The organism is Peribacillus simplex (assembly GCF_900156045.1).
Lineage (GTDB): Bacteria > Bacillota > Bacilli > Bacillales > DSM-1321 > Peribacillus > Peribacillus simplex_D.
The window spans coordinates 1,262,021-1,282,061 of the sequence record NZ_FTMX01000001.1 but is presented as its reverse complement, the minus strand read 5'-3'; the positions used below and the strand labels follow the sequence as shown (position 1 = coordinate 1,282,061).

The 20,041-nt window shown below is 39.2% G+C and carries 23 protein-coding genes and 1 pseudogene; 3 read left to right on the top strand and 21 right to left on the bottom strand.

Features of this window, described 5'->3' with window-relative positions; translation table 11 throughout:
• Positions 1–6 precede the first annotated feature (6 nt).
• From BW986_RS06170 to BW986_RS06145, 6 genes are all read right to left on the bottom strand, one after another.
• On the bottom strand, positions 7–672 hold the full coding sequence (locus tag BW986_RS06170; RefSeq protein WP_076366359.1) for a 3-oxoacid CoA-transferase subunit B: 666 nt from the start codon (positions 670–672) through the stop codon (positions 7–9).
• Positions 639–1,328 carry a CoA transferase subunit A gene (locus BW986_RS06165; protein WP_260320760.1) on the bottom strand — a complete coding sequence of 230 codons (690 nt, stop codon included), beginning with the start codon at positions 1,326–1,328 and terminating at the stop codon, positions 639–641. The genes BW986_RS06170 and BW986_RS06165 overlap by 34 nt, the downstream gene beginning before the upstream one ends.
• A gap of 23 nt (positions 1,329–1,351) precedes the next feature.
• The gene (locus BW986_RS06160; protein ID WP_076366030.1) at positions 1,352–2,716 is read right to left on the bottom strand and encodes an aspartate aminotransferase family protein; all 1,365 of its coding nucleotides are present in this window, start codon (positions 2,714–2,716) and stop codon (positions 1,352–1,354) included.
• 181 nt (positions 2,717–2,897) lie between these two features.
• Positions 2,898–3,227, bottom strand: a complete 330-nt coding sequence (locus BW986_RS06155) for a hypothetical protein (protein WP_076366028.1) — start codon at positions 3,225–3,227, stop codon at positions 2,898–2,900.
• A gap of 221 nt (positions 3,228–3,448) precedes the next feature.
• Entirely contained in the window at positions 3,449–4,423 is a 975-nt protein-coding gene (locus BW986_RS06150; protein ID WP_076366026.1) for a S66 family peptidase, read from the bottom strand.
• A gap of 327 nt (positions 4,424–4,750) precedes the next feature.
• Positions 4,751–4,918 carry a YjcZ family sporulation protein gene (locus BW986_RS06145; RefSeq protein ID WP_076366024.1) on the bottom strand — a complete coding sequence of 56 codons (168 nt, stop codon included), beginning with the start codon at positions 4,916–4,918 and terminating at the stop codon, positions 4,751–4,753.
• A 308-nt stretch (positions 4,919–5,226) separates the two neighbouring features.
• Between BW986_RS06145 and BW986_RS06140 the strand changes: the two genes are divergently transcribed.
• Positions 5,227–6,315 carry an SGNH/GDSL hydrolase family protein gene (locus BW986_RS06140; RefSeq protein ID WP_081395505.1) on the top strand — a complete coding sequence of 363 codons (1,089 nt, stop codon included), beginning with the start codon at positions 5,227–5,229 and terminating at the stop codon, positions 6,313–6,315.
• A gap of 55 nt (positions 6,316–6,370) precedes the next feature.
• Here BW986_RS06140 and msrB read toward each other — a convergent pair whose 3' ends face one another.
• Both msrB and msrA read right to left on the bottom strand, forming a co-directional pair.
• Positions 6,371–6,799: a peptide-methionine (R)-S-oxide reductase MsrB gene (gene msrB, locus BW986_RS06135; protein WP_076366022.1), complete on the bottom strand. Its 429-nt coding sequence runs from the start codon at positions 6,797–6,799 to the stop codon at positions 6,371–6,373.
• Positions 6,789–7,280, bottom strand: coding sequence for a peptide-methionine (S)-S-oxide reductase MsrA (msrA, locus tag BW986_RS06130; protein ID WP_397221709.1), 492 nt, complete (start codon positions 7,278–7,280; stop codon positions 6,789–6,791). The genes msrB and msrA overlap by 11 nt, the downstream gene beginning before the upstream one ends.
• Positions 7,281–7,519: 239 nt before the next feature.
• On the opposite strand from msrA, the gene BW986_RS06125 reads away from it, so the two are divergent.
• A complete protein-coding gene (locus tag BW986_RS06125; protein ID WP_081395504.1) occupies positions 7,520–8,269 on the top strand; it encodes a DUF4397 domain-containing protein in 750 nt (249 codons plus the stop codon).
• 262 nt (positions 8,270–8,531) lie between these two features.
• Here BW986_RS06125 and BW986_RS06120 read toward each other — a convergent pair.
• The 12 genes and pseudogenes from BW986_RS06120 to BW986_RS06065 form a co-directional block, all read right to left on the bottom strand.
• Positions 8,532–9,599 (bottom strand): annotated as a pseudogene (locus BW986_RS06120) (helix-turn-helix domain-containing protein).
• A gap of 247 nt (positions 9,600–9,846) precedes the next feature.
• The gene (locus BW986_RS06115; protein WP_076366014.1) at positions 9,847–10,431 is read right to left on the bottom strand and encodes a YpmS family protein; all 585 of its coding nucleotides are present in this window, start codon (positions 10,429–10,431) and stop codon (positions 9,847–9,849) included.
• Positions 10,428–11,270 carry an SGNH/GDSL hydrolase family protein gene (locus BW986_RS06110; RefSeq protein WP_076366012.1) on the bottom strand — a complete coding sequence of 281 codons (843 nt, stop codon included), beginning with the start codon at positions 11,268–11,270 and terminating at the stop codon, positions 10,428–10,430. The genes BW986_RS06115 and BW986_RS06110 overlap by 4 nt, the downstream gene beginning before the upstream one ends.
• A gap of 296 nt (positions 11,271–11,566) precedes the next feature.
• The gene (locus tag BW986_RS06105; protein ID WP_076366010.1) at positions 11,567–12,157 is read right to left on the bottom strand and encodes an SCO family protein; all 591 of its coding nucleotides are present in this window, start codon (positions 12,155–12,157) and stop codon (positions 11,567–11,569) included.
• Positions 12,158–12,309: 152 nt separating this feature from the next.
• Positions 12,310–13,152 carry a DegV family protein gene (locus BW986_RS06100; RefSeq protein WP_076366008.1) on the bottom strand — a complete coding sequence of 281 codons (843 nt, stop codon included), beginning with the start codon at positions 13,150–13,152 and terminating at the stop codon, positions 12,310–12,312.
• A 225-nt stretch (positions 13,153–13,377) separates the two neighbouring features.
• Positions 13,378–13,623, bottom strand: coding sequence for a DUF2535 family protein (locus BW986_RS06095; RefSeq protein ID WP_223255914.1), 246 nt, complete (start codon positions 13,621–13,623; stop codon positions 13,378–13,380).
• Positions 13,624–13,969: 346 nt separating this feature from the next.
• Complete coding sequence (gene tatC / locus BW986_RS06090) at positions 13,970–14,716, bottom strand: twin-arginine translocase subunit TatC (protein ID WP_076366006.1); 747 nt, start codon at positions 14,714–14,716, stop codon at positions 13,970–13,972.
• A gap of 86 nt (positions 14,717–14,802) precedes the next feature.
• The gene (tatA, locus tag BW986_RS06085; RefSeq protein ID WP_034307557.1) at positions 14,803–14,994 is read right to left on the bottom strand and encodes a twin-arginine translocase TatA/TatE family subunit; all 192 of its coding nucleotides are present in this window, start codon (positions 14,992–14,994) and stop codon (positions 14,803–14,805) included.
• A gap of 194 nt (positions 14,995–15,188) precedes the next feature.
• Positions 15,189–16,457 (bottom strand): threonine ammonia-lyase IlvA, encoded by a 1,269-nt coding sequence (gene ilvA, locus BW986_RS06080; RefSeq protein WP_076366004.1) that lies wholly within the window; start codon positions 16,455–16,457, stop codon positions 15,189–15,191.
• 151 nt (positions 16,458–16,608) lie between these two features.
• The gene (locus BW986_RS06075; RefSeq protein WP_076366002.1) at positions 16,609–17,094 is read right to left on the bottom strand and encodes a dihydrofolate reductase; all 486 of its coding nucleotides are present in this window, start codon (positions 17,092–17,094) and stop codon (positions 16,609–16,611) included.
• Positions 17,091–17,885, bottom strand: coding sequence for a thymidylate synthase (locus tag BW986_RS06070; protein WP_076366000.1), 795 nt, complete (start codon positions 17,883–17,885; stop codon positions 17,091–17,093). The genes BW986_RS06075 and BW986_RS06070 overlap by 4 nt, the downstream gene beginning before the upstream one ends.
• 57 nt (positions 17,886–17,942) lie before the next feature.
• Positions 17,943–18,653 (bottom strand): anthrax toxin lethal factor-related metalloendopeptidase, encoded by a 711-nt coding sequence (locus BW986_RS06065; protein WP_076365998.1) that lies wholly within the window; start codon positions 18,651–18,653, stop codon positions 17,943–17,945.
• 223 nt (positions 18,654–18,876) lie between these two features.
• On the opposite strand from BW986_RS06065, the gene BW986_RS06060 reads away from it, so the two are divergent.
• Positions 18,877–19,119 (top strand): hypothetical protein, encoded by a 243-nt coding sequence (locus BW986_RS06060; RefSeq protein ID WP_076365996.1) that lies wholly within the window; start codon positions 18,877–18,879, stop codon positions 19,117–19,119.
• A gap of 34 nt (positions 19,120–19,153) precedes the next feature.
• On the opposite strand, the gene BW986_RS06055 is transcribed toward BW986_RS06060, so the two are convergent.
• Entirely contained in the window at positions 19,154–19,924 is a 771-nt protein-coding gene (locus BW986_RS06055; RefSeq protein ID WP_076365994.1) for a TerC family protein, read from the bottom strand.
• Positions 19,925–20,041 lie beyond the last annotated feature (117 nt).

Here is a 20,041-nt window from a genome sequence, read left to right as displayed (position 1 = left end):
CCTCTCTCATTCTTTTAAAATATGGATGTTTTCAGAGACGGTAAACGAGGCTTCGGTCCGATTCCTGACTTCCTGAATGCTGGACGTATCAAATACATCAGTTAATAGGAGGCCCTCCGAAGTTACGGAAAAAACGCCTAATTCGGTGATGATCATATGTACGCATTTCTTGGCAGTTAACGGCAACGTACATTTTTTGACCAATTTAGACATGCCCGCCTTGTCGTTATGTTCCATCAAGACAATGACCTTTTTTGCCTTCGCAGCCAGTTCCATTGCACCGCCCATGCCTGGCACCCGCTTTCCCGGGACAATCCAATTAGCGAGATCCCCCGCTTGACTTACCTGAAGGGCTCCTAGAATCGTGATATCCACCCTGCCTCGCCGTATCATCCCAAATGCAACAGTACTGTCGCAGTAAGAAGCCCCGGCTCTAATCGTGATCGGCAGTCCCCCAGCATTGCAAAGATGCGCATCTTCCTTCCCCAATTCAGGGGTACTGCCAATTCCCACAAGGCCATTTTCTGCATGAAACATAACTTTATGATCATTCAAAAGATGGTTCGGTACAAGTGATGGAATGCCAATTCCCAAATTGACCAGCATCCCATCACTTATTTCTGCTGCTGCCCGTTTCGCTATTCTGTTTCTATCTCCGGTTCCCAAACCCATTTCCAATCGACTCCTTTTGATGGAATGATATAATCCACAAAGGCACCGGGTACAATGATGTCCTCTGGATCCAAAGTGCCAAGCGGAACGATTTGCATGGCTTCGACTATAGTGATTTGACCGGCCGCAGCAACGATTGGATTCGTGTTCCTGGCACTTTTATCAAATATAAGATTTCCATAAGGATCTGCCATTTCTGCGTAAACAATGGCGATATCCGCAGTTAATGCCGGTTCCACCAGATAATTTTTCTTACCCAGCTTTACGGTTTGCTTGCCGTCCCGGACGATATCGGCCTCAATTCCAATATCAGTCAATATCCCGCCAAGTCCCATCCCTCCGGCCCGGATGCGTTCGACAAGTGTCCCTTGCGGAGAGAACTCCACTTCGAGTTCTCCATTGTTCATTAATAGTCCTGCATTTGGATTGGAACCGATATGGGAAACGATGATTTTTTTCGCACGGCGTTGGGTGACCAGTTTTCCGATTCCGATATCGGGGAAACCTGTATCGTTCCCAATCAAGGTTAAATCCTTAATACCTGATTCCAAAATCAGATTGATCAATCCCGGAGGCGTCCCTATGCCACCGAATCCCCCAAACAGGATGGACTGTTTATCTTTAAAGTGATGGAGGACATCCTCCAAACGACAAATCTTCTGGAACGTATTTTCCACCACTATGACTCACTTCCTTGTTGTGATGGCCGTTTACCTATCGATTCATTAAATTGCCAAAAAGTTATATCGACCCTCATTAACAATTCAGCACACTCCTCTTCCGATATCGTTAACGGCGGGGAGATGATGATCGCTGCCCCTGTTACACCGTCAAGGCCTGCAGCTGCGGGATAAAGAAGTATTCCATTCCTCATTCCCAATTCAATGATTTCATTAGTCACGTCTGCCTCCTTCGGAAATGGGGCCTTCGTTGCTTTATCCTGGACAAATTCGATGCCAATCAATAAACCTCTCCCGCGTATATCACCGATAAAGGAATACTTCCCTGCCAACTTTTTCAGGCCCCTAATCAGGTAATTCCCTCTGTCGGCTGATTTTTCGACAAGTTCATTCCTTTCGACATATTCTAAAACGGCCAAAGATACCGCACACGATAACGGATTTGCACTTAGAGTATGGCCTCCTATAATTGACTTCGAGCCTTTCATTATGGGCTCCATCACATTTTTGGTCATTACTGCGGCCGCTATTGGTGTATACCCCCCACTCATACCTTTACCAAATGTTACGATATCAGGCTCCACATCCCAATATTCGGAAGCAAGCATCTTCCCGGTACGTCCAAATCCGGTCATTACTTCATCCGCAATGAATAAAATATCATTCTCTACGCAGATTTTCTTGAGTTTTCGAAAATAACCATCAGGAGGAACAATGGCCCCTCCGGCTGCGCCGATAACAGGTTCTGCAATGAAAGCCGCTATATTTTCACTGCCAATACGCCGGATTGATGCTTCCAATTCCGAAGCACAGGACATTCCGCACGTATGTGGATCAAGTTGAAGTGGACATCGGTAACAATATGGAGGAGATACAGAAGGATATGATTCAAGCATGGAAGTAAACCTTTCCCGGCGAATCGGATGTCCAGACATTGAAAGAGCTCCCATCGTGATGCCATGGTAGCTCATCCATCTCGATATGATTTTCTGTTTCTTTGGCTTCCCTTTTTCCTGCCAATGCTGAATGGCAATTTTCAATGCTGTTTCAGTCGCTTCGGAGCCGCTGTTTACAAAAAAGCTGTATGTCAGTTCCCCTTTGGTCAATTCTGCAATTTTTCCGGCAAGTTTCTCTGCAGCATCGCTGGTGAATTGGGACCGATACACAAATGAAACCTGTTTAGCCTGTTTTACCATCGCTTCAATGATTTCCTGGACTCCATGGCCAATATTGGCTGTAACAGCACCGGAAGAAGCATCAAGGTATTCCTTTCCATCTTTGTCATATAAAAACACTCCCTGACCATGACTGATAGTCGGGTAGGCTCCTCCCAGGACCGGTTTGATCAATGAAGACTGCTCCATAAGCCCACACACTCCTTCTCATTAAAAACAAATGCAATATAGTAAAGTGTATGTCCAGATGAAAGCAATCTTGCTAAAGAAATTGGCCTAAGCATGTTAACGGATAAATTTCTTGCTTTCATGGGTGGTCTTCCAAAAATGGCAACAAAAAAAGTGTATCCGCGAGAGATACACTTTTTTCTTACAATGCGCTATTTAGTTTTTCTTCACGAATTGACTCCAAAAAACTTTCATCCTTTAAAACAGCCAGCACATTTTTATAAAAAGCAGTTTTATCGATAACTGAAGTATGCACATATTCATACTCTTTTAAAGACGGATGACGCAAAACATTTTTCATGCAGGAATGACAAACTTTTTTAGTTCCTAACTTATAGTAGTTCAAGTTACTTGCATCCCCATTAGAAGTATCTTCGTTACAAACGAAACAAGTATGGCTCACACGGCCTTTTTTATTATACTCGGCCAAAGCCCCCTCTAAACGAATGGATGCTGGAATTGTTAATAACACATAATCACCTTTTCTATTTTAAATCTCTTAGTATTATATCAGAAAAATATAGAATTTGAACTATTAGACTCATATTCCCTAATAATGCTTGTAAAATAGGACTATTTCCAGGGCTGACAAGAGGAAAGACTCCTAAAAAACACCCTAATGCAAAATATATTCATACATATCCCGAACAGATTAAAACACCGTCCACTTTTGAACGGCGCCTTCAAACTGTATCATGGATGGATCTGGATCATCGCTTTTCCGTTCTTTACCTTCATTACTGCTTTTGAACCAACCGGCACCGTTACAAATGGATGAACATGACCAAAGTTGGCATTAGCGATCACGGGTATGCCATTTAACTCCTTTTTGGTGGCAATGATTTCCTGCAAAGCATATTCAGTCATTCCTGAATCCTTTTGGAAACGGCCGATGACAATTCCTTTAATCCCACTTGCACCTGGCTGATGGAGCAAGGATTGTAAATCCCGGTCAAAACTGAATGGGTGGCTTTCTTCGTCATCTTCTATGAAAAGGATACTGTCCTTTAAAGATGGCATGTACTCTGTACCTTGTAATAGATTGAGTGTACAAAGATTTCCCCCAATGATTGTCCCAGCAGCTTCACCTTCCTGAATGCCCATGTATCCAGCATTCGGGTGGAAAGTGCGGTCATCCTGTTCTAAATGCCAAGAATCATCACTCCACGTTTCACTTGGATCAAGATAAAAGCCTTCACTTTCAATTACAGCCTTTTTAAAATATTCCATCGTATATTCCAGACCAGCCTTCATCCCGAACGTCGAGAAATGAGGACCTGAATATGTAGTTAAGCCTGTTTTATTATATATGGCCAATAAAATTGCGGTTATATCACTATACCCCATCAACACTTTTGGATTTTCCTTAATCAAATCATAGTCGATATACCTTAACAATTGGTTAGCGTTATATCCCCCGATGGCTGTAAAAATCCCCTTAACATTCGGATCCCTGAACGCATCATGCAAATCCCCGATCCGGTCTTCGATCGAATTCGAGAAAAAGTCATCATGGAACAAAACCGTTTCACCATATGTCACTTTAAAACCAAGCTCAGTCAATCTTTCTTCTGCCAATCTGCGTTGTTCCCCTTTGACAATCGCCAAGCTTCTTGAAGGAGCGATTACGCGTATTTCATCCCCTGCTTTTAAACGGGAAGGTTCCATATCTTTATCCCCCTAAATTAGTTACATTTCTTTCGTTATTTTAGCAGAAATGGTGAACAAAGAAAAACCAAGACCCTTGATGTCATTCACACAACTTATTTTCCTTTCAGATTTGCCTGATTTTCCGCCTCAATGGCATTTTCCCGCCATTCCCGTTGTGCATAATCAGGATTGGAAAAAGGAATGGTTATGCATCGCCTGTCCCACCTGGATTTAACCATGTTTTTTCAGTCAACAACCTGGAATCTAAAAGGTCCAGCGTCAACCCACCAATTTCCTTACATAAAGAAAAGACCAGCTTTATCAACTGGTCTTTGGGTTATTGTATTAGCAGCAGAATGAAGCACCGATGATAATCAATAGAATGAACAAGACAACGATTAATGCGAAGCCTGATCCAAATCCACAGCAACCACCGCCGAATCCACCGCTGCCGTATCCACCTCCACCATAACCGTATCCTGGTCCTGCAGCATTTCCACCATATCCGTACATATGTTTCACTCCTTTTAGAATTCTGATTTCTCTTTACACCTTACCATATGTCAATACGCCCGCCTCGGTCTGTGCATTTGCCCATTTTTCTGGATTTAACAAAAAACTTCAATCAACACCATCTTAACCGTTAATCATTCAATGTCTGAAATACCACACGATTAACCATGAAAAATGTCATAAAAACGTTTTATATTTATTGTGTTACTTCAAAATTGGGATATAATAAGGAAAAAAACAATTCTTAAGCCTTTTTAAACTATCTCATACCTACATGGATACATAAAAGGCAATACGGGGGAACATAATTGAAAACGAACGCAAAATCCTTCATCCCTTTCGCTGCAATTGCCACGATCCTTCTAATCAGCTATATCCTTCAAAAAGTCCCAAAAACATATGGATCAGATGATTCGATAAATGTTTATCAAAAATTCCAATCAGGCCAGCCCATTCAGTATCTCGTCATTGGGGACAGTATCGGAAGAGGGTCCGGAGCTGAAAATCCTAATCTAACATGGTTCAAACAGTTAGAAAATAAAATGAATGATAACAATGATATTCCTTTACACGGTGACTATGTGGTCCAAAGCGGATCCACTGCTTTTGAAGGCCTATTCAAGCTATCCCAAAGAAGGGAACATGATCATAAAGATCTGATTTTCTTCGTTTTTGGTGAAAACGACCGTAAATATATGAATGTCGATGATTTTACCATGACATATGAAGCGTTAATGAGGAAGGCAAAACGTCTCCACCCTAATGCTGAATTATTCACAATAACAGAGAGTTCCTTGAAATATGAGGAATTTGCTTCAGCCATCGGACTTTTATCCAAACATTACGGTGCAACGAATGTAGATATGCGACCAATATTCAAAAATTCAGGATATACGGAAAAACAGCTGACCAGAGATTTGATTCATCCAAATGGGCTTGGTTATAAATTATATGCTGAAGCAATTTATGAACGGTTCCTAGATAACATCAAACAGGAAAAGGCTGTAGCAGGCCTTCCATCTAAGCTGCATGACCGTTCTGGATTTGAATTATCGGAAATTGACCACTATGAAAAAATGAGCGGTTTCCGTCCAAGTGGCGGCTATTTCACTAGTAGTGAAAAGGGCAGTGTAATTGAATATACCTTCAAAGGAAGTATGCTTGGTGTGAAACTGCTTAGAAGTCCTGATGGCGGGGAAGTGAATGTATGGATTGACGGAAATGAAATCACGACTTTGAATACGTGGTGGCCATTTGCCCGTGAAAGATATTTATTTGTCACGAATGGGCTCCGTCCCGGTTCACATATTGTCCGTTTTGAGGTGACTGGCAGGACTAAAGCAATGGAACTTACCACCATTCCATTTGTCCGGATCGCATCAATCATCACGGATTGAATCCCGCCTAATATTAAAATAACCCCCTATCAATTTCTGATAGGGGGTTTTCCAATCAATCAAAAAGCTTTTTGTATTCTCCGTATCCTTCTTTTTCAAGATCTTGGAGCGGGATGAACCTTAATGATGCAGAATTGATGCAATAGCGTAATCCCGATGGTCCCGGACCATCATTGAAAACATGTCCCAGATGGGAATCGGCCGTTTTTGAGCGGACTTCGATTCTTCTCAAACCATAACTCGTATCGAGGTTTTCCACCACTTCCTCTTCTTTAAGCGGTTTAGTGAAGCTTGGCCAACCGCAGCCTGAATCGAACTTTTCCTTCGAAGTGAAAAGAGGATTACCTGAAACGATATCCACATATAACCCTTCCTCCTTCATGTTCCAATATTCATTGTTAAAGGCTGGTTCCGTTCCATTATTTTGTGTGACCTCATATTGAATCGGAGTGAGTTCCTTTTTTAATTCTTCTTTACTTTTCATTTTTTTCCCCCCAGTGATGTTGTATGAATGCTTTCCGTCCTGAGCCGATCGAATATCTTTCATAATGCTCAGGTTGCTTTTTATAATAATGCTGGTGGTATGTCTCAGCTGGATAAAACGTTTTGGCTGGTATTATGGGAGTTACAATCTGTCCAAAAAATTTCCCGCTCGCCTGCAGCTTGGCTTTCGATGCTTCTGCAATTTCACGTTGGTTTTCGTCATGATAAAAAATCGCGGTTTGATAGGAACTTCCCCGGTCATAAAATTGCCCGCCGGCATCTGTCGGGTCAATTTGCTGCCAAAACAACTCGATTATTTTCTCATATGGATATACGCTTGGATCAAAGGTGATCTGAACAGCTTCATAATGTCCCGTAGTTTCAGAACAAACTTCTTTGTATGTGGGATTTTCCGTAGTCCCGCCTGTATAGCCAGAGATAACGGATTCGATGCCAGGCTGTTCATCGAACGGTTTCACCATGCACCAGAAACATCCACCTGCGAATGTTGCTTTCTCTAATTGCTTTGTCAAATGAAAATCCTCCTTTTTTACAAACAATCCATTGAATGCATTTTAACGCTTTTATTTTACCCTGTAAAATAATATGCCGATCGAAAAACTTTTTACGAAAATGGTCCATTCCCCTTTAAAAAGGAGAAACATGCCCAAGCATAAAAACATATGATAAGACCATAATGGGAAAATGAGAGGTGTTGGAAGTGAGCGATAAACAATCATTTTCACAAAAATCGGTAACATATGATTTACTATCGACTAATAATAAAAACAGCGATCCGCAATTGCATGCTTATTATTACCATAAGCATTTGAAAAGTCTCGAAAAATCAACACAACATTTGGGATATGAACAAATGGATGTCATACTGCCAGCACAAATTCGCTTTTTACATGCTGCCCCGACAGCTCCCTCATTTGATGTTTATGTAAATGAAGTGCGTATCCTCAAAAGTTTCTCATATAAAGAGAACAATGATTATTTACCACTGCCTCCTGGCAATTACCAATTGGTTATATACCGCAGCGGGCAAAGCACCTTCCCTCTTTTAAGCCGTAAATTGGCTCTCGAAAGCGGGAGTTCCTGTACCATTGCTCTAGCACCTACCCAGGCTAATGAATCGTTGAAATTGTTAACTTTCGAGGATAATCCATTTGTTCCTCAAAATGAAGCAAAGGTTCGATTCATCCAGCTTTCACATGATTTACTCTCGGTGGATATTGCCGTCAAAGATGGGGATGTCGTTTTTGATCAACTCGATTTCTGGAAAGCAAGCGAATATCTTAATATTCATCCAATGATAGTAGACTTCGAAGTGAGGATAGCTGGAACAAAAGAGATTGCACTCCCTTTGCCAAACAAGGCTTTTCAAGATAATACTCCCTCAACCATTTATATAATTGGATCGAATCGGGAATCATCCTCAATAGAAACCCTAACGCTCTCTCCTTAAATGGATAATAAACAAGGATGTATCGAAATATTTAGATAACAAAACATGGGATAGTCTATAATGGGGCTAATCAAAAACATGGATAAAAATCATTAATATGTAAATAGTAAGGTAACTTACCATTTATTAACACCAAACATTAGGCATTGTAATCTATTTTAAAATAAAGGTTGTATAGATTGAACCTCCAAGTCCCCTGTATTTAATGGACTTGATTATTCATAAGAACAGATACTTGTTCCTTCTTGGAGAGAGAGGGCTGTTATTTAATCTTTCTAATAAGTTTTTTATACTGTAAATCACCATATCCTATTGTTGGGAAGTGGATAAATAACCTGTTAATCAATTCTGTTTCAGGCAGGCTTTTATTTTTAGAAATATAATTTGTTACTGGATTATCTTCTTTTAGCATTTCTAAATATATGTCTATTGCCTGATACATAACTGGCAATACTTCAATTGATGTTTTTTTATGATTTAATAATACATCTTCATAAACAGTTAAATAGTTGCCTAATCTAAGTTCAGTTTGCCTTACTTTAAATTCATCCACTCTAAAACTGTTCAAGAACACTCTACCGCTATAATCGTCCTGTTCAAGGTAAGCAAGGATTGTAAGAAGGTTCATTTGGCAAAACATATCTTCACCAAACCACAAAACGATGCATTCATAATCTTTGTTAAATAGATTATTTAATGGATTAATTACCTTACCGATATAATTTTCAACTAATTCATGGTGTCCTATTGCTCTTGTTTTTATGAATTCCTCATTAAAAATGTTCGTAGTAGTTGTATTTACACACATAGCTTCGTTAAATGGAACATAGTCTGTATTTCTCATTAGTTTTTTATCCTTAAACTCATCATACATAGCTTGGCCATTCAATATATTGAGAACATATTCGCCAAACCACTCTCCGTGTTGGTTTTGTATCTGATCAACCTCGATTTTACTCGAAAAATCCATTCTGCATCACCCTTTATGTTTATGAATATTGAGCTTATTGAATGATTGAACCGGCATCCTGTTAGGTTGAAATGCTCTAGGATTAATGCCAAAAACAGTTTTAAACGCCGCCCTACTATATACTTCTTGAATAATCATGATCAAAAGCAATACCAATCATTCTCTTACCACTTTCTAATCATTTGTAGATAAGTGAAGCCTTCTAAGTAGCATACAGTGCCTAATACTTATCCCTGTCATTTGGTGGAATTTAAACGAACAATAATAAGGCGAGTATCCCAGATCATTGGCACGTTCAGCCAAAGAAAATTTATAGGTTATATGGCTTTCAATCCAATCAATCATAATTTGCATGTTCATATAATTACCTCTAATGGAAAAGTGGGATCCATTTCATTTATTTGATATTTTTTATAATTTATATAAATTATAAAAGTCTGCTCCTATCTCTTACTTTAACTCAGGAATTGATAAGAAATCTATATAATAATCAAGGTTTTAGGTTTTAATAAACCAAAAGGGGCGTAGAAAAGAACCACGCATTTTAGACATATCTAAAATGCGTGGTCCTTTTATCATCAATTATTTAACACATCTTTTATTCGTATCACTGTAAAGATGATGGGATGGTCAATAAAAATGAAATGTCATCATTTTCAAGGTCGAATTCTTTCGCCTTCACCCTAATATCACTTTTCAGTTCCATATCCTGTAATGACACATAAATACTTTCGTCATTGGGACTGATGCTAACCCAATCAGGCATGTTATAACGCTCATTTATTAAATTCATTACATATGAAACAGGAAGGTTCATTTTTCCGACTGCAATTGATTTTTGCTTTAAGATCAAATCCCCATTTTTTTGGGCAATTGGTTCAAAAGTCAATTTCATTTCCACTTCACGGTTGAAAAATGGCATCGTTCCATATAACTCGACTTCATCCGTTAAATACACTTCATAGTGAATGGATCCCGTCAATCCCTCTTTATCCAGATACTGGTTGATTAATCTTGTCAAATCTTCCCGATTCGTGTGAATTTGAAATTGGATATCTTCTTCATGGCTTACCTTGGGTATCATCTCTTTATCTTTTGTCGGCAGATTAACTAAAATCGTTACAAACAGGATGACCAGGATGTTTAGGGCTAATAGGGAAATAAACAAAGTCTTCCATTTGACATTTGTCATTCTTGGTCATCATCTCCTTTGGCACTCGCTTCCAATGTGTCCTTTCCGATAGTGGTAATATCCATATCATTATAGATTCTTGTAGCGATTAATTCATATCCGCGGTCATTTGGGTGAAAATAATCCTCGGCATACAGCAAATCTTCTTCGGAATTCTCGAAAATGTCTGCTATATCAATAAAATAGGCTGAATCATATTCTTCGATAATCTCTTTCCCGCTTTCATTCCAATCATTCATGATCATATCAAGTTCATAAAAATCTGCGAACCATTTGGAAAATGGATTATAGACGCCCACAAGATAAATTTGCGCATGATCATTTTCGGAACGGACCTTATCAAGTATCTGCCTTAATCTTTTTTCATACCCTATTTTTGCCGAATCAAACTGATTCAGTTCCAAGTCCGAGAAATTCTGCTTAAAAACCTTCATGATATCATTTCCACCGATTGTGACGACAATTGAATCAGCTTGCTTTATGTCTTCTTTAATCCTAGCTTTATCCAGTCTTTTCAATAGTTGGTCGGTCCTATTTCCACGTACGCCATGATTAATCATCTCAACGGAAGTAATCGATGGTTCTTTTTCCAGCTTATTTTGTAAATAAGGCAGATAACCGCCATTATCTTTACTATCACCAACACCTTGAGTCAAGGAATCGCCAATCGATACGATTTTCACAGGGTCCGGAAAAAAGCTGGCAGGAATGGTTTCCTTTTTACTCAGCTCAACTATGCTTTTCTGCTGAACAGATGGCTGATTTGAGGCTGTTTCACTTTGGCCGCAGCCTGAGATCCAAACTAGGCATATGAAAAGACAGGTGATTCTGTACCTCATGACCCTCACCTTCCTACCCATATATTATATCATGCAGAAAACGGATGATTGCAAACAATATACCTTCTTTTTCATTGTACTTTTAGCTTGAGCATTCCTTACTATACAATATGAAAAATGCAGTGAATTAAAGCTAGTCCTATAAAAATTAGCATGTTACTTAGCATGCAAAATCATTCTTCACTTCCGCTGTTTCTTCAAAAACAAATTGCCTTATTTTCACCATCGCTAAAGCTCTAAATAAAATCATTATTAATGGGTGGATGAAAACAGAAAGAACAGGTCATTCAACCTGTTCAATAATTCTGTAAAATTTTAATATGCTTAATGATTTCATCAAAGGGAATATCTTGCAGACCTGTATAATCCATGATGATCTTTCCTTCTTGATCAATTAGAAAAAAGCTGGTCCCATGAATCACCTGATCTTCTGCTTCTGGTTTTTTGACGATCGTTTTAAAATTATCCAATGCAAACTGCTCGATTTCTTCCTGACCATAACCGGTCAGAAAGTGCCAATTTCCGTAATCCAGATTAAATTGGTCACCATACTTTTTTAAAACATCAGGTTTGTCAATTTCCGGATCCACGGAAAACGAAACGAACTCTACATCCGTAACACCTTCATCCTTCAATTGCTGCTGCAGCTTCGTCATATTCGAAGTCATGGGCAGACATACCGTCTCGCAGCTTGTGAATATAAAATCCGCTATCCAAACCTTTCCTTTAAGATCGCTTTTTGAGAAAGGTTTCCCCTCCTGATCAACATAACTGAAATCTTCAAGGTCCCAATTTTTAGCATCAGGTACACCATTGGAACCGCATGCTGTCAAAAGCAATAAAATTGATGCTCCCATAGCTGCCATAAGCAAATGCAGCTTTCTCATCCCTACCCCGTCCTTTATGTATAAAATATTCTGTTACTTCATTTATTCTATCAGACCAATCGTAATGAGAACAGCAACTATTCCTACGAATTAAAGACAATTGTAAAAGTGACAAAACCCCCGCATTTGCAGTTTCTTTTGGTTACTCCATATCAATCCCAATAATACATGATTGCCATGGCTCCTTCACCTGTATGGGTACTGACAACGGCCGTTGTTGCTTCTATCTTTATGTCTTGATATCCTGTTAAATCTGAAATGGCCTGGCGGACCTTATCCGCTATTTCAAGACCATTCGCATGTACAAAACCAATGCCTCTAATTTTTTTTCCTTGTGTATCTTCTTTGAATTTCTTGATGATGAACTTCACGACCTTTGACTGGCTCCTGGCTTTGGATACAGGATTCAGGACACCATCATCCAGAAGTGCAATCGGCTTTATGTGCAGCAATGAACCGATAAAAGCAGAAACTTTACCAATCCTTCCGCCTTTAACGAGATTATCAAGTGTTTCTATGACAATGATTAAACTTGACTGCTTTTTAATATGTTCCAATCGTTCAATTATCTCAGCTACTGGTTTCCCTTCCTTCGCCATCTTCGCTGCCTCGATCACCTGAAATGACATCGCTTTTGAAATGAATTTCGAGTCAAGAACGGTAACCTTCGCTTCAGACATGTTAGCTGCACTTTCCGCTGAGCGCACTGTGCCGCTCATGCCACCAGTCATATGTATGGAAATAATCTCGCTGCCGTCTTTTCCGAGTTCATCATATACCTCCACAAAGGTACCTACGGCTGGTTGTGAGCTTTTTGGCAGTTCTTTTGACTGGTTCATCCTTTTCAGGAATTCTTCTTGTTCGATTTCAACCTTATCCAAAAAAGTCTCCCCATCTATAAAAATTGATAAAGGGACCATTGTTATATCATAAAATTCCAGTTCCTCTGGTGTCATATCTACTGTCGAGTCTGTTACTATCTTTACTTTATTCATCATTACACATCCCTAACTTAACATATCTATTGTATTATACCTATTCAAGGTACGCATTCAAACCAAAGGTCTTCTTTTTCAAGTGAAGTGATACTATCCTATTGAAATGATTACACAAAAAAAGACCGCTCCATGAGCTAACATGGACACATGCCGATTCATTCGATATTGCCTGGCATTGTGTCATCTCTTTTAACGGAGAAGTTAGCTATGGAACAGTCCGCATTAAGCATTATTCAGTAAACTTCCAAAAAAAAGCTTGTTATAAACGGGCCATTTGAGTACGGATGCTAAATAATGCTTAAATGAGTAATTTTCTTTATGATCTTTATTGGCAAAAACCTTCTTTACAAACACTTCCAAACGCACGGTCAACATAAAAAAATTCGGATCACTAGGTAGTAAGACAGGTATTTCTGAAATTGTGACCTTATGTCCAAAACAATCTTTGAATTCCAAGCATTTGAACATCAAAATATCAATCCTCATTTTTAACCGATTGCTTACATTATACACAATAAATCCAAAAGTATAAATATTCAAATGTGTAAAAAAACAGAGAAATCAGATTGTCTTTCATAAAAAAAGGCTGTTTTCGCATACTTTGTTGCTACTTACCAAGTAAAGCGGTGTGGTTGATTTCCCCTCCAGATGCTCGCTTTCCACGGGGCGGGCGGTGAGCCTCCGCTGCTCCCGCAGGAGTCTCGCACTTCCGCTCCAATCAACCTTAAATCGTTTCGTTTTAAAAACAACAATCTTTACGAAAAGAGCCTAAAAAAAAAGCCCATAAGGGCAAAATGCCATTATGGGCTTCTTCTTATAAACCTTCCTCGTAGGTGTCTTCCCGCAAGCTTTCACGTTTCACCCTTCGTTTATAGACGACTTTTGATAACGAAATACTTATTTCGTATAATAACAGCAATGGAACCATCACCATAAAGTCTGACATAAAGTCAGGCGGCGTAATCGATATCGCTATGACAACCAGTACAAAGTATGCATACTTCCTTAACTTTTGAAGCACATAAGGATTTATTATGCCAAGGGAAGTCAAAAACATGGTAACGACAGGAAGCTCGAATAGAACAGCAAAAGGTATCGTCATATTAAATACGAATGAAAAGTACTTATCCGCTGTAAAACTGGTTATGAACATCCCATCGCCCAGTTCAATCAAAAATTGAAGAATGGTCGGGAAGATGACAAAATAACCGAAAGCAAGCCCTCCGATAAAAAGCAGGAAAAGTGCCGGAATATAGGCAAGGGTCGCCCTTACTTCATTTGGCATCAAAGCCGGTTTGACGAATAACCAGATTTGCAGAGCAATTACCGGAATGGTTGCCGCAATGGCTACGACACCTGAAAGCATAAAGTAAATCCAGATAATATCACTCGGACCCAATACCATCAGGTCAAAATCGAGATCTTTCACGAACCAATTATAAATCTCCTCAACATAAATAAAACTGGCGATAAAAAAGATCAAAAAAGCAACAGCAGTAATGATGAGCCGTTTTCTCAATTCATCGAGATGATCGATGATATTTAATTCTTTATCTTCCAAAGTTGATCACGCCTTCATTCTTAAAAATCCGTATCTTTGTTCAGCATAAAGGCGCAAGACGATTGCATCTTACGCCCAGCATTCAATCATTCATGATTTTTTTGTTGTAGCTTCTTATCTTCTTCATAATCACCTTTTGTTAAATCACTCGTGGACTTTTTAAACTCACGAAGCGTTTGCCCAAAAGCACGTCCAATTTCTGGAAGTTTCTTCGGACCAAAGATAATTAAAGCCAATATTAAGATGAGAATTAGACCAGGTACTCCAATGTTCGACATGGATACATCCCCTTTGGTGTTGTAATTAGACCTACTCCGATTATAATACCATTTCCAACCAATTGAAAGGGAACTGGCAATTCGTCATAGAATGGTAACAATTATCGACAGTATGCCCATATACGACTGGGCCGGCAGAATAAAATGTAAAAACGTAGGTATTATTCTATCCTAATTTAACATTTAATCCATGATTAAATCAATAAGTGAAATAAATTACTGTCTTTATTGACCTCTACGAAAGAGAATCCTTTCTTGTTCATCCTCTGAATGAGCCCTTCATAATCATTTTTATCTTTTAGTTCTACACCAACCAGGGCCGGACCGCTTTCTTTATTATTTTTCTTCGTATATTCAAAACGGCTTATATCGTCATTCGGTCCTAACACCTCATCAAGGAATTCCCTTAAAGCTCCAGCACGTTGTGGAAAATTCACGATAAAATAATATAGCAACCCTTCATATAATAGGGATTTCTCCTTAATTTCCTGCATACGCCCAATGTCGTTATTCCCTCCGCTGACCATGCATACAACCGTTTTGCCTTTGATTTGTTCCTTGTATAAATCCAACGCGGCAACAGATATGGCCCCTGCCGGTTCAGCGACAATCGCATGCTGATTATATAAATCGAGAATCGTCGTGCAAATTTGGCCCGAAGGTACGACAACGATATCTTCCAGGTTTTCCTTACAAAGCTGATATGTCAACTGTCCCACACACTTGACAGCTGCCCCGTCAACGAATGTATCTATGTTATCAAGTTCAGAAACTTTTCCTTCCTTGAAGGAGTATTCCATCGAAGCAGCACCTTGCGGCTCAACTCCAATGCATTTCGTATTTGGGGAAACCGATTTGAAATAACTCGATACTCCGGCCATTAATCCCCCACCGCCCATAGCGGCAAATACATAGTCGATTTCATCTTCACAATCATTCAGGATTTCTACAGCCGTGGTACCCTGCCCGGCGATTACCTTTTCATCGTCAAATGGATGGATAAAGGAACGCTCTTCTTTTTCACAGCATTCCATCGCCATGGCAAATGCATCATCGAAAGTATCCCCGACCAGGATGATCTCCACATTATCCCTTCCGAATAACTGCACTTGATCGACTTTTTGCCTAGGAGTTGTAGCCGGCATATAAATTTTCCCATGGATGCCTAATTGGCTGCAGGAAAAAGCTACTCCTTGTGCATGGTTTCCCGCACTTGCACAAACGACTCCATTCTTCGTCTCTTCCTCGGTCAGGCTTTTCATTTTATAGTAGGCCCCTCTTAATTTAAAGGAACGTACGTGTTGTAGGTCCTCGCGTTTTAAATAAACATTACAATCATATTTTTCAGAGAGCCTCTGATTTTTTTGTAAAGGAGTATGCAAAACGATTTCTTTCAGTTCTCTATAGGCAATTAGAATATCTTCCAATTGAATCCCCCTATTCTTAGATGCAGTCTGATTCATAACAATCCCTCATTTCCTTCCTTAATGAATTCAATCATTATAGCACTTTACTGTTATTAATGTAATTGATTTTTCTAAAAATTCTTGCTTTTGTTCATTTCATACCAAAAAAATCCGATTATGGTCATTTCCCCATAATCGGATTAGCACTTTATTTTTTTTGTAGAATAATAAAATCATGTGCATAACGATTTTTTTCATCGATGCTGCCTGGATTTGAGGAGACTTTATCCCATTGATTTTCATCAATCACGGGAAAGAAAGTATCACCTTCAAAGGTTTCATGAATTTCCGTAATATACAGGCGATCCGTAACAGGAAGGATTTCCTTGAAAATTTCGGCTCCGCCAATCACAAAAACTTCCTCATCACGGCTGTCTGCAAACGTTTTGATTTGTGCAATATCATGTAAAACTACGCAGCCTTCCGCTTTAAAATCCTGATTGCGGGTAACGATGACATTTTCCCGGCCAGGCAGGACCCTGCCAATCGAATCAAATGTTTTTCGGCCCATGACGATCGGATGGCCCATCGTCACTTTTTTAAAATACTGCAAATCTGCCGGTAAATGCCATGGCAGTTCATTGTTTTTTCCTATCACACGATTTTGATCCATAGCCACTATCAACGATATCATATGCTAACCTCACCTTTTATATGGGGATGGGCTTCGTAATTTTCCAAAACGAAGTCCTCGAAGCTAAAATCAAAGATATTTTTCACATCTGGATTGATTTTCATGATTGGCAATGGTTTGGGATCACGGGTCAACTGCAGTTCCACTTGTTCAAGGTGGTTAGAGTAGATGTGGACATCCCCGAAAGTATGTACAAATTCGCCAACTTCCAAATCACACACCTGGGCGATCATCATCGTTAAGAGCGCATACGAAGCTATATTGAAAGGAACACCTAAAAAGACGTCCGCTGAACGTTGATATAACTGGCATGAAAGCTTTCCATCAGCGACATAGAATTGAAAGAAAGCATGGCAAGGCGGCAAGGCCATTTCGTCCAATTCCCCAACATTCCAAGCACTGACTATCAATCTTCTTGAATTTGGATTCGTTTTTATTTGTCCGATCAATTCACTGATCTGGTCGATTTGCCTTCCATCGGCCGTTCCCCAAGAACGCCATTGATGACCATAAATCGGACCTAGTTCACCATTTTCATCAGCCCATTCATTCCAAATCCGCACGCTGTTTTCCTGAAGGTAGCCAACGTTTGTATCACCCTTCAAAAACCATAATAATTCATGGATAATCGCTTTTAAACTAACTTTTTTCGTTGTAAGTACAGGGAATCCATCTTTTAAATTGAATCTCATTTGATATCCAAAGGTGCTGATCGTTCCTGTTCCCGTACGATCCCCTTTTTGCGTTCCATTTTCGAGTACATGCTTACATAAATCTAAATATTGCTTCATGATAAACCACCTTTTCTACTTTCATTCTCCTTATTTTAACGTATTATTGCCCAATGTTTAATCTAATTGTTTAATAAAATTATAAGTCTCGGGCGCTTTTTGTCTAAGCAATTGATTTTGTTCATCGTTCACATAAAACATGGCAAACGTTTCTGCAAAGTATTCCTCAGGGTAATTGGAAAAATACGTAATCCCTGGAAACAGCCCATCCACTTCCTTACCCCAAATCTTCAAATAATCCATATCTTCACGGATTCCATCAAACACTATATTATCAATTGAATGCCCCAGTTCATGCAGTTCCAAATTAACGGAGCCATGTCCGTTGCCCTTGTCACTTGCTCCGATTTTAACCAATACCGTATGTGATCCGCCCATACCAGGCACATCATCCCAAGTTGTTTCTTTATTCAAATAACCACGCGGAGTTTTCCCCTTTAATTTGGCCGCGGATTGATTTTCTGTTATATCACCATCAAATAGTTTGATTCTCACGCCACTTTCAGCAGTTTTCACCAAAAGGGAATGAGGCAGTTTATTAATGGTTCCAGCAATTTTGAGTGCTTCCCTTTCATCGAACTCCTCTTCCGGAAATAAAAATATCCTTTGTAATTCATTATTCCCCTTAAAAAGTTCAGCTTGTCTTAAAAGATTATCTTTGTTTAAATTGCGCCATTTTACCCCTTCATCCTTCGCTAACGTATAGGAGAGCATTGAGAGTAAAAAGACAAATAATGCAAGTATGGATAACCATTTCTTCCTTTTCACACTCTTCTCCCCATTCTTCATTTCTCATTATCGTTAAGAAAATATAAGTAATTTAAAATCTCTAAACCTAACATACTATTATATTAGTATAACATATTGACCTAGTGTAAAAAATCTATGTTTTTTTGGTATTTTCGGTTGCACATTCATTTTGAGAAGAACAATTAATCCAGTCTTTTCATATATCAACAATATATAATCGTAAAAGGTTTAAGGTGATCGCATGGAAACCAACAATAAAAAAGCCATTTTGGATGAGCACCGTGAACTTGCTGAAGAAGTCCTTGATATCTACAGTTTAAAAGTGTTCATCATTCTCGACCTTTTTCTGTTCTCCATTTTCTTTGGCATACTGCTGCATCCGCTAATGTCTTCTCTTTGGCTTAACTTTTTATTGCCTTTGCTTTTCTTCACTACATTTACCGGCCTACTTCAATTACTTGATATTTTCCTAAAAAAAAGCTGACATCATATGTGATGTCAGCTTTTTTAAATATTGCTCAACCATGTTCCTTGAGCTTTTTCCCTTTCTTCAAATGAAGTGCGATCGTGGTACCGAAAATCAGCAAAATAAAGACAAAAAAGATCGCAGATGGGATTTCGATCCCTGCAACGGCCATTAGCATTTTTATAGCAATGAATCCGATAAGGACATATGCGGCAGTTTCCAATTCAGGAACCTTATCTATCAATTTTAGAAATAAACCTGCCACTCCCCGCATCATCAAGACACCAATCATACCGCCTGTCAAAAGGACCCAGACTTTTTCACTCACCCCGAATGCGGCCAAGACACTATCGACGGAAAATGCTATATCCATCAATTCCACTGCCGCAACCGTTCCCCATAATGTACCAAACATACGGATCAGTATGCTGTTTTTACTCATTCCCTGGATATCTTCATCGATTCCAGCTTGTTTTTTTCTTTTATTCCTAAAGTATTTAAACGAGAGCCAGCCAAGGTATGCTGCTCCAATCACCTTCACCCACCAAAGCTTAATGAGGAAAACACCGATTCCTATCGCAATGAATCTAAAAGCGTAAGCACCTAATAAACCATAAAAAAGGGCTTTTTTCCGTTGTTTTTCAGGAAGGTGCCTGACCATTACAGCCAATACCAGAGCGTTATCCGCTGATAGTAATCCTTCCATTAATACGAGCGTTCCAATCAATCCCCAGCTCACCGGGTCGGATAAAACCTCCACCCACATATGCCAGTCAAAAAATTGCGCATACGTTTGCATGATGTTATTTAACAACTCTGACATGATAAAGACTCCTCTGCTACTATAACAGCAAAATTAGAAAACCTTTTAAAATAACATTGTTCCCCGTTATGATAAAAACTCTTCTTTTATTTAAACACAAAATAAATACGTTGCATG

Bases quoted from the DNA above. Each gene is read 5' to 3' on its own strand.
- BW986_RS06170 (WP_076366359.1), bottom strand. From the start codon at position 672: ATGGGTTTGGGAACCGGAGATAGAAACAGAATAGCGAAACGGGCAGCA.
- BW986_RS06160 (WP_076366030.1), bottom strand. From the start codon at position 2,716: ATGGAGCAGTCTTCATTGATCAAACCGGTCCTGGGAGGAGCCTACCCG.
- BW986_RS06150 (WP_076366026.1), bottom strand. From the start codon at position 4,423: ATGGAACCTTCCCGTTTAAAAGCAGGGGATGAAATACGCGTAATCGCT.
- BW986_RS06145 (WP_076366024.1), bottom strand. From the start codon at position 4,918: ATGTACGGATATGGTGGAAATGCTGCAGGACCAGGATACGGTTATGGT.
- msrB (WP_076366022.1), bottom strand. From the start codon at position 6,799: ATGAAAAGTAAAGAAGAATTAAAAAAGGAACTCACTCCGATTCAATAT.
- msrA (WP_397221709.1), bottom strand. From the start codon at position 7,280: ATGGTGAAACCGTTCGATGAACAGCCTGGCATCGAATCCGTTATCTCT.
- BW986_RS06115 (WP_076366014.1), bottom strand. From the start codon at position 10,431: ATGACAAATGTCAAATGGAAGACTTTGTTTATTTCCCTATTAGCCCTA.
- BW986_RS06110 (WP_076366012.1), bottom strand. From the start codon at position 11,270: ATGAGGTACAGAATCACCTGTCTTTTCATATGCCTAGTTTGGATCTCA.
- BW986_RS06105 (WP_076366010.1), bottom strand. From the start codon at position 12,157: ATGAGAAAGCTGCATTTGCTTATGGCAGCTATGGGAGCATCAATTTTA.
- BW986_RS06100 (WP_076366008.1), bottom strand. From the start codon at position 13,152: ATGAATAAAGTAAAGATAGTAACAGACTCGACAGTAGATATGACACCA.
- BW986_RS06095 (WP_223255914.1), bottom strand. From the start codon at position 13,623: ATGTTCAAATGCTTGGAATTCAAAGATTGTTTTGGACATAAGGTCACA.
- tatA (WP_034307557.1), bottom strand. From the start codon at position 14,994: ATGTCGAACATTGGAGTACCTGGTCTAATTCTCATCTTAATATTGGCT.
- ilvA (WP_076366004.1), bottom strand. From the start codon at position 16,457: ATGAATCAGACTGCATCTAAGAATAGGGGGATTCAATTGGAAGATATT.
- BW986_RS06075 (WP_076366002.1), bottom strand. From the start codon at position 17,094: ATGATATCGTTGATAGTGGCTATGGATCAAAATCGTGTGATAGGAAAA.
- BW986_RS06070 (WP_076366000.1), bottom strand. From the start codon at position 17,885: ATGAAGCAATATTTAGATTTATGTAAGCATGTACTCGAAAATGGAACG.
- BW986_RS06060 (WP_076365996.1), top strand. From the start codon at position 18,877: ATGGAAACCAACAATAAAAAAGCCATTTTGGATGAGCACCGTGAACTT.
- BW986_RS06055 (WP_076365994.1), bottom strand. From the start codon at position 19,924: ATGTCAGAGTTGTTAAATAACATCATGCAAACGTATGCGCAATTTTTT.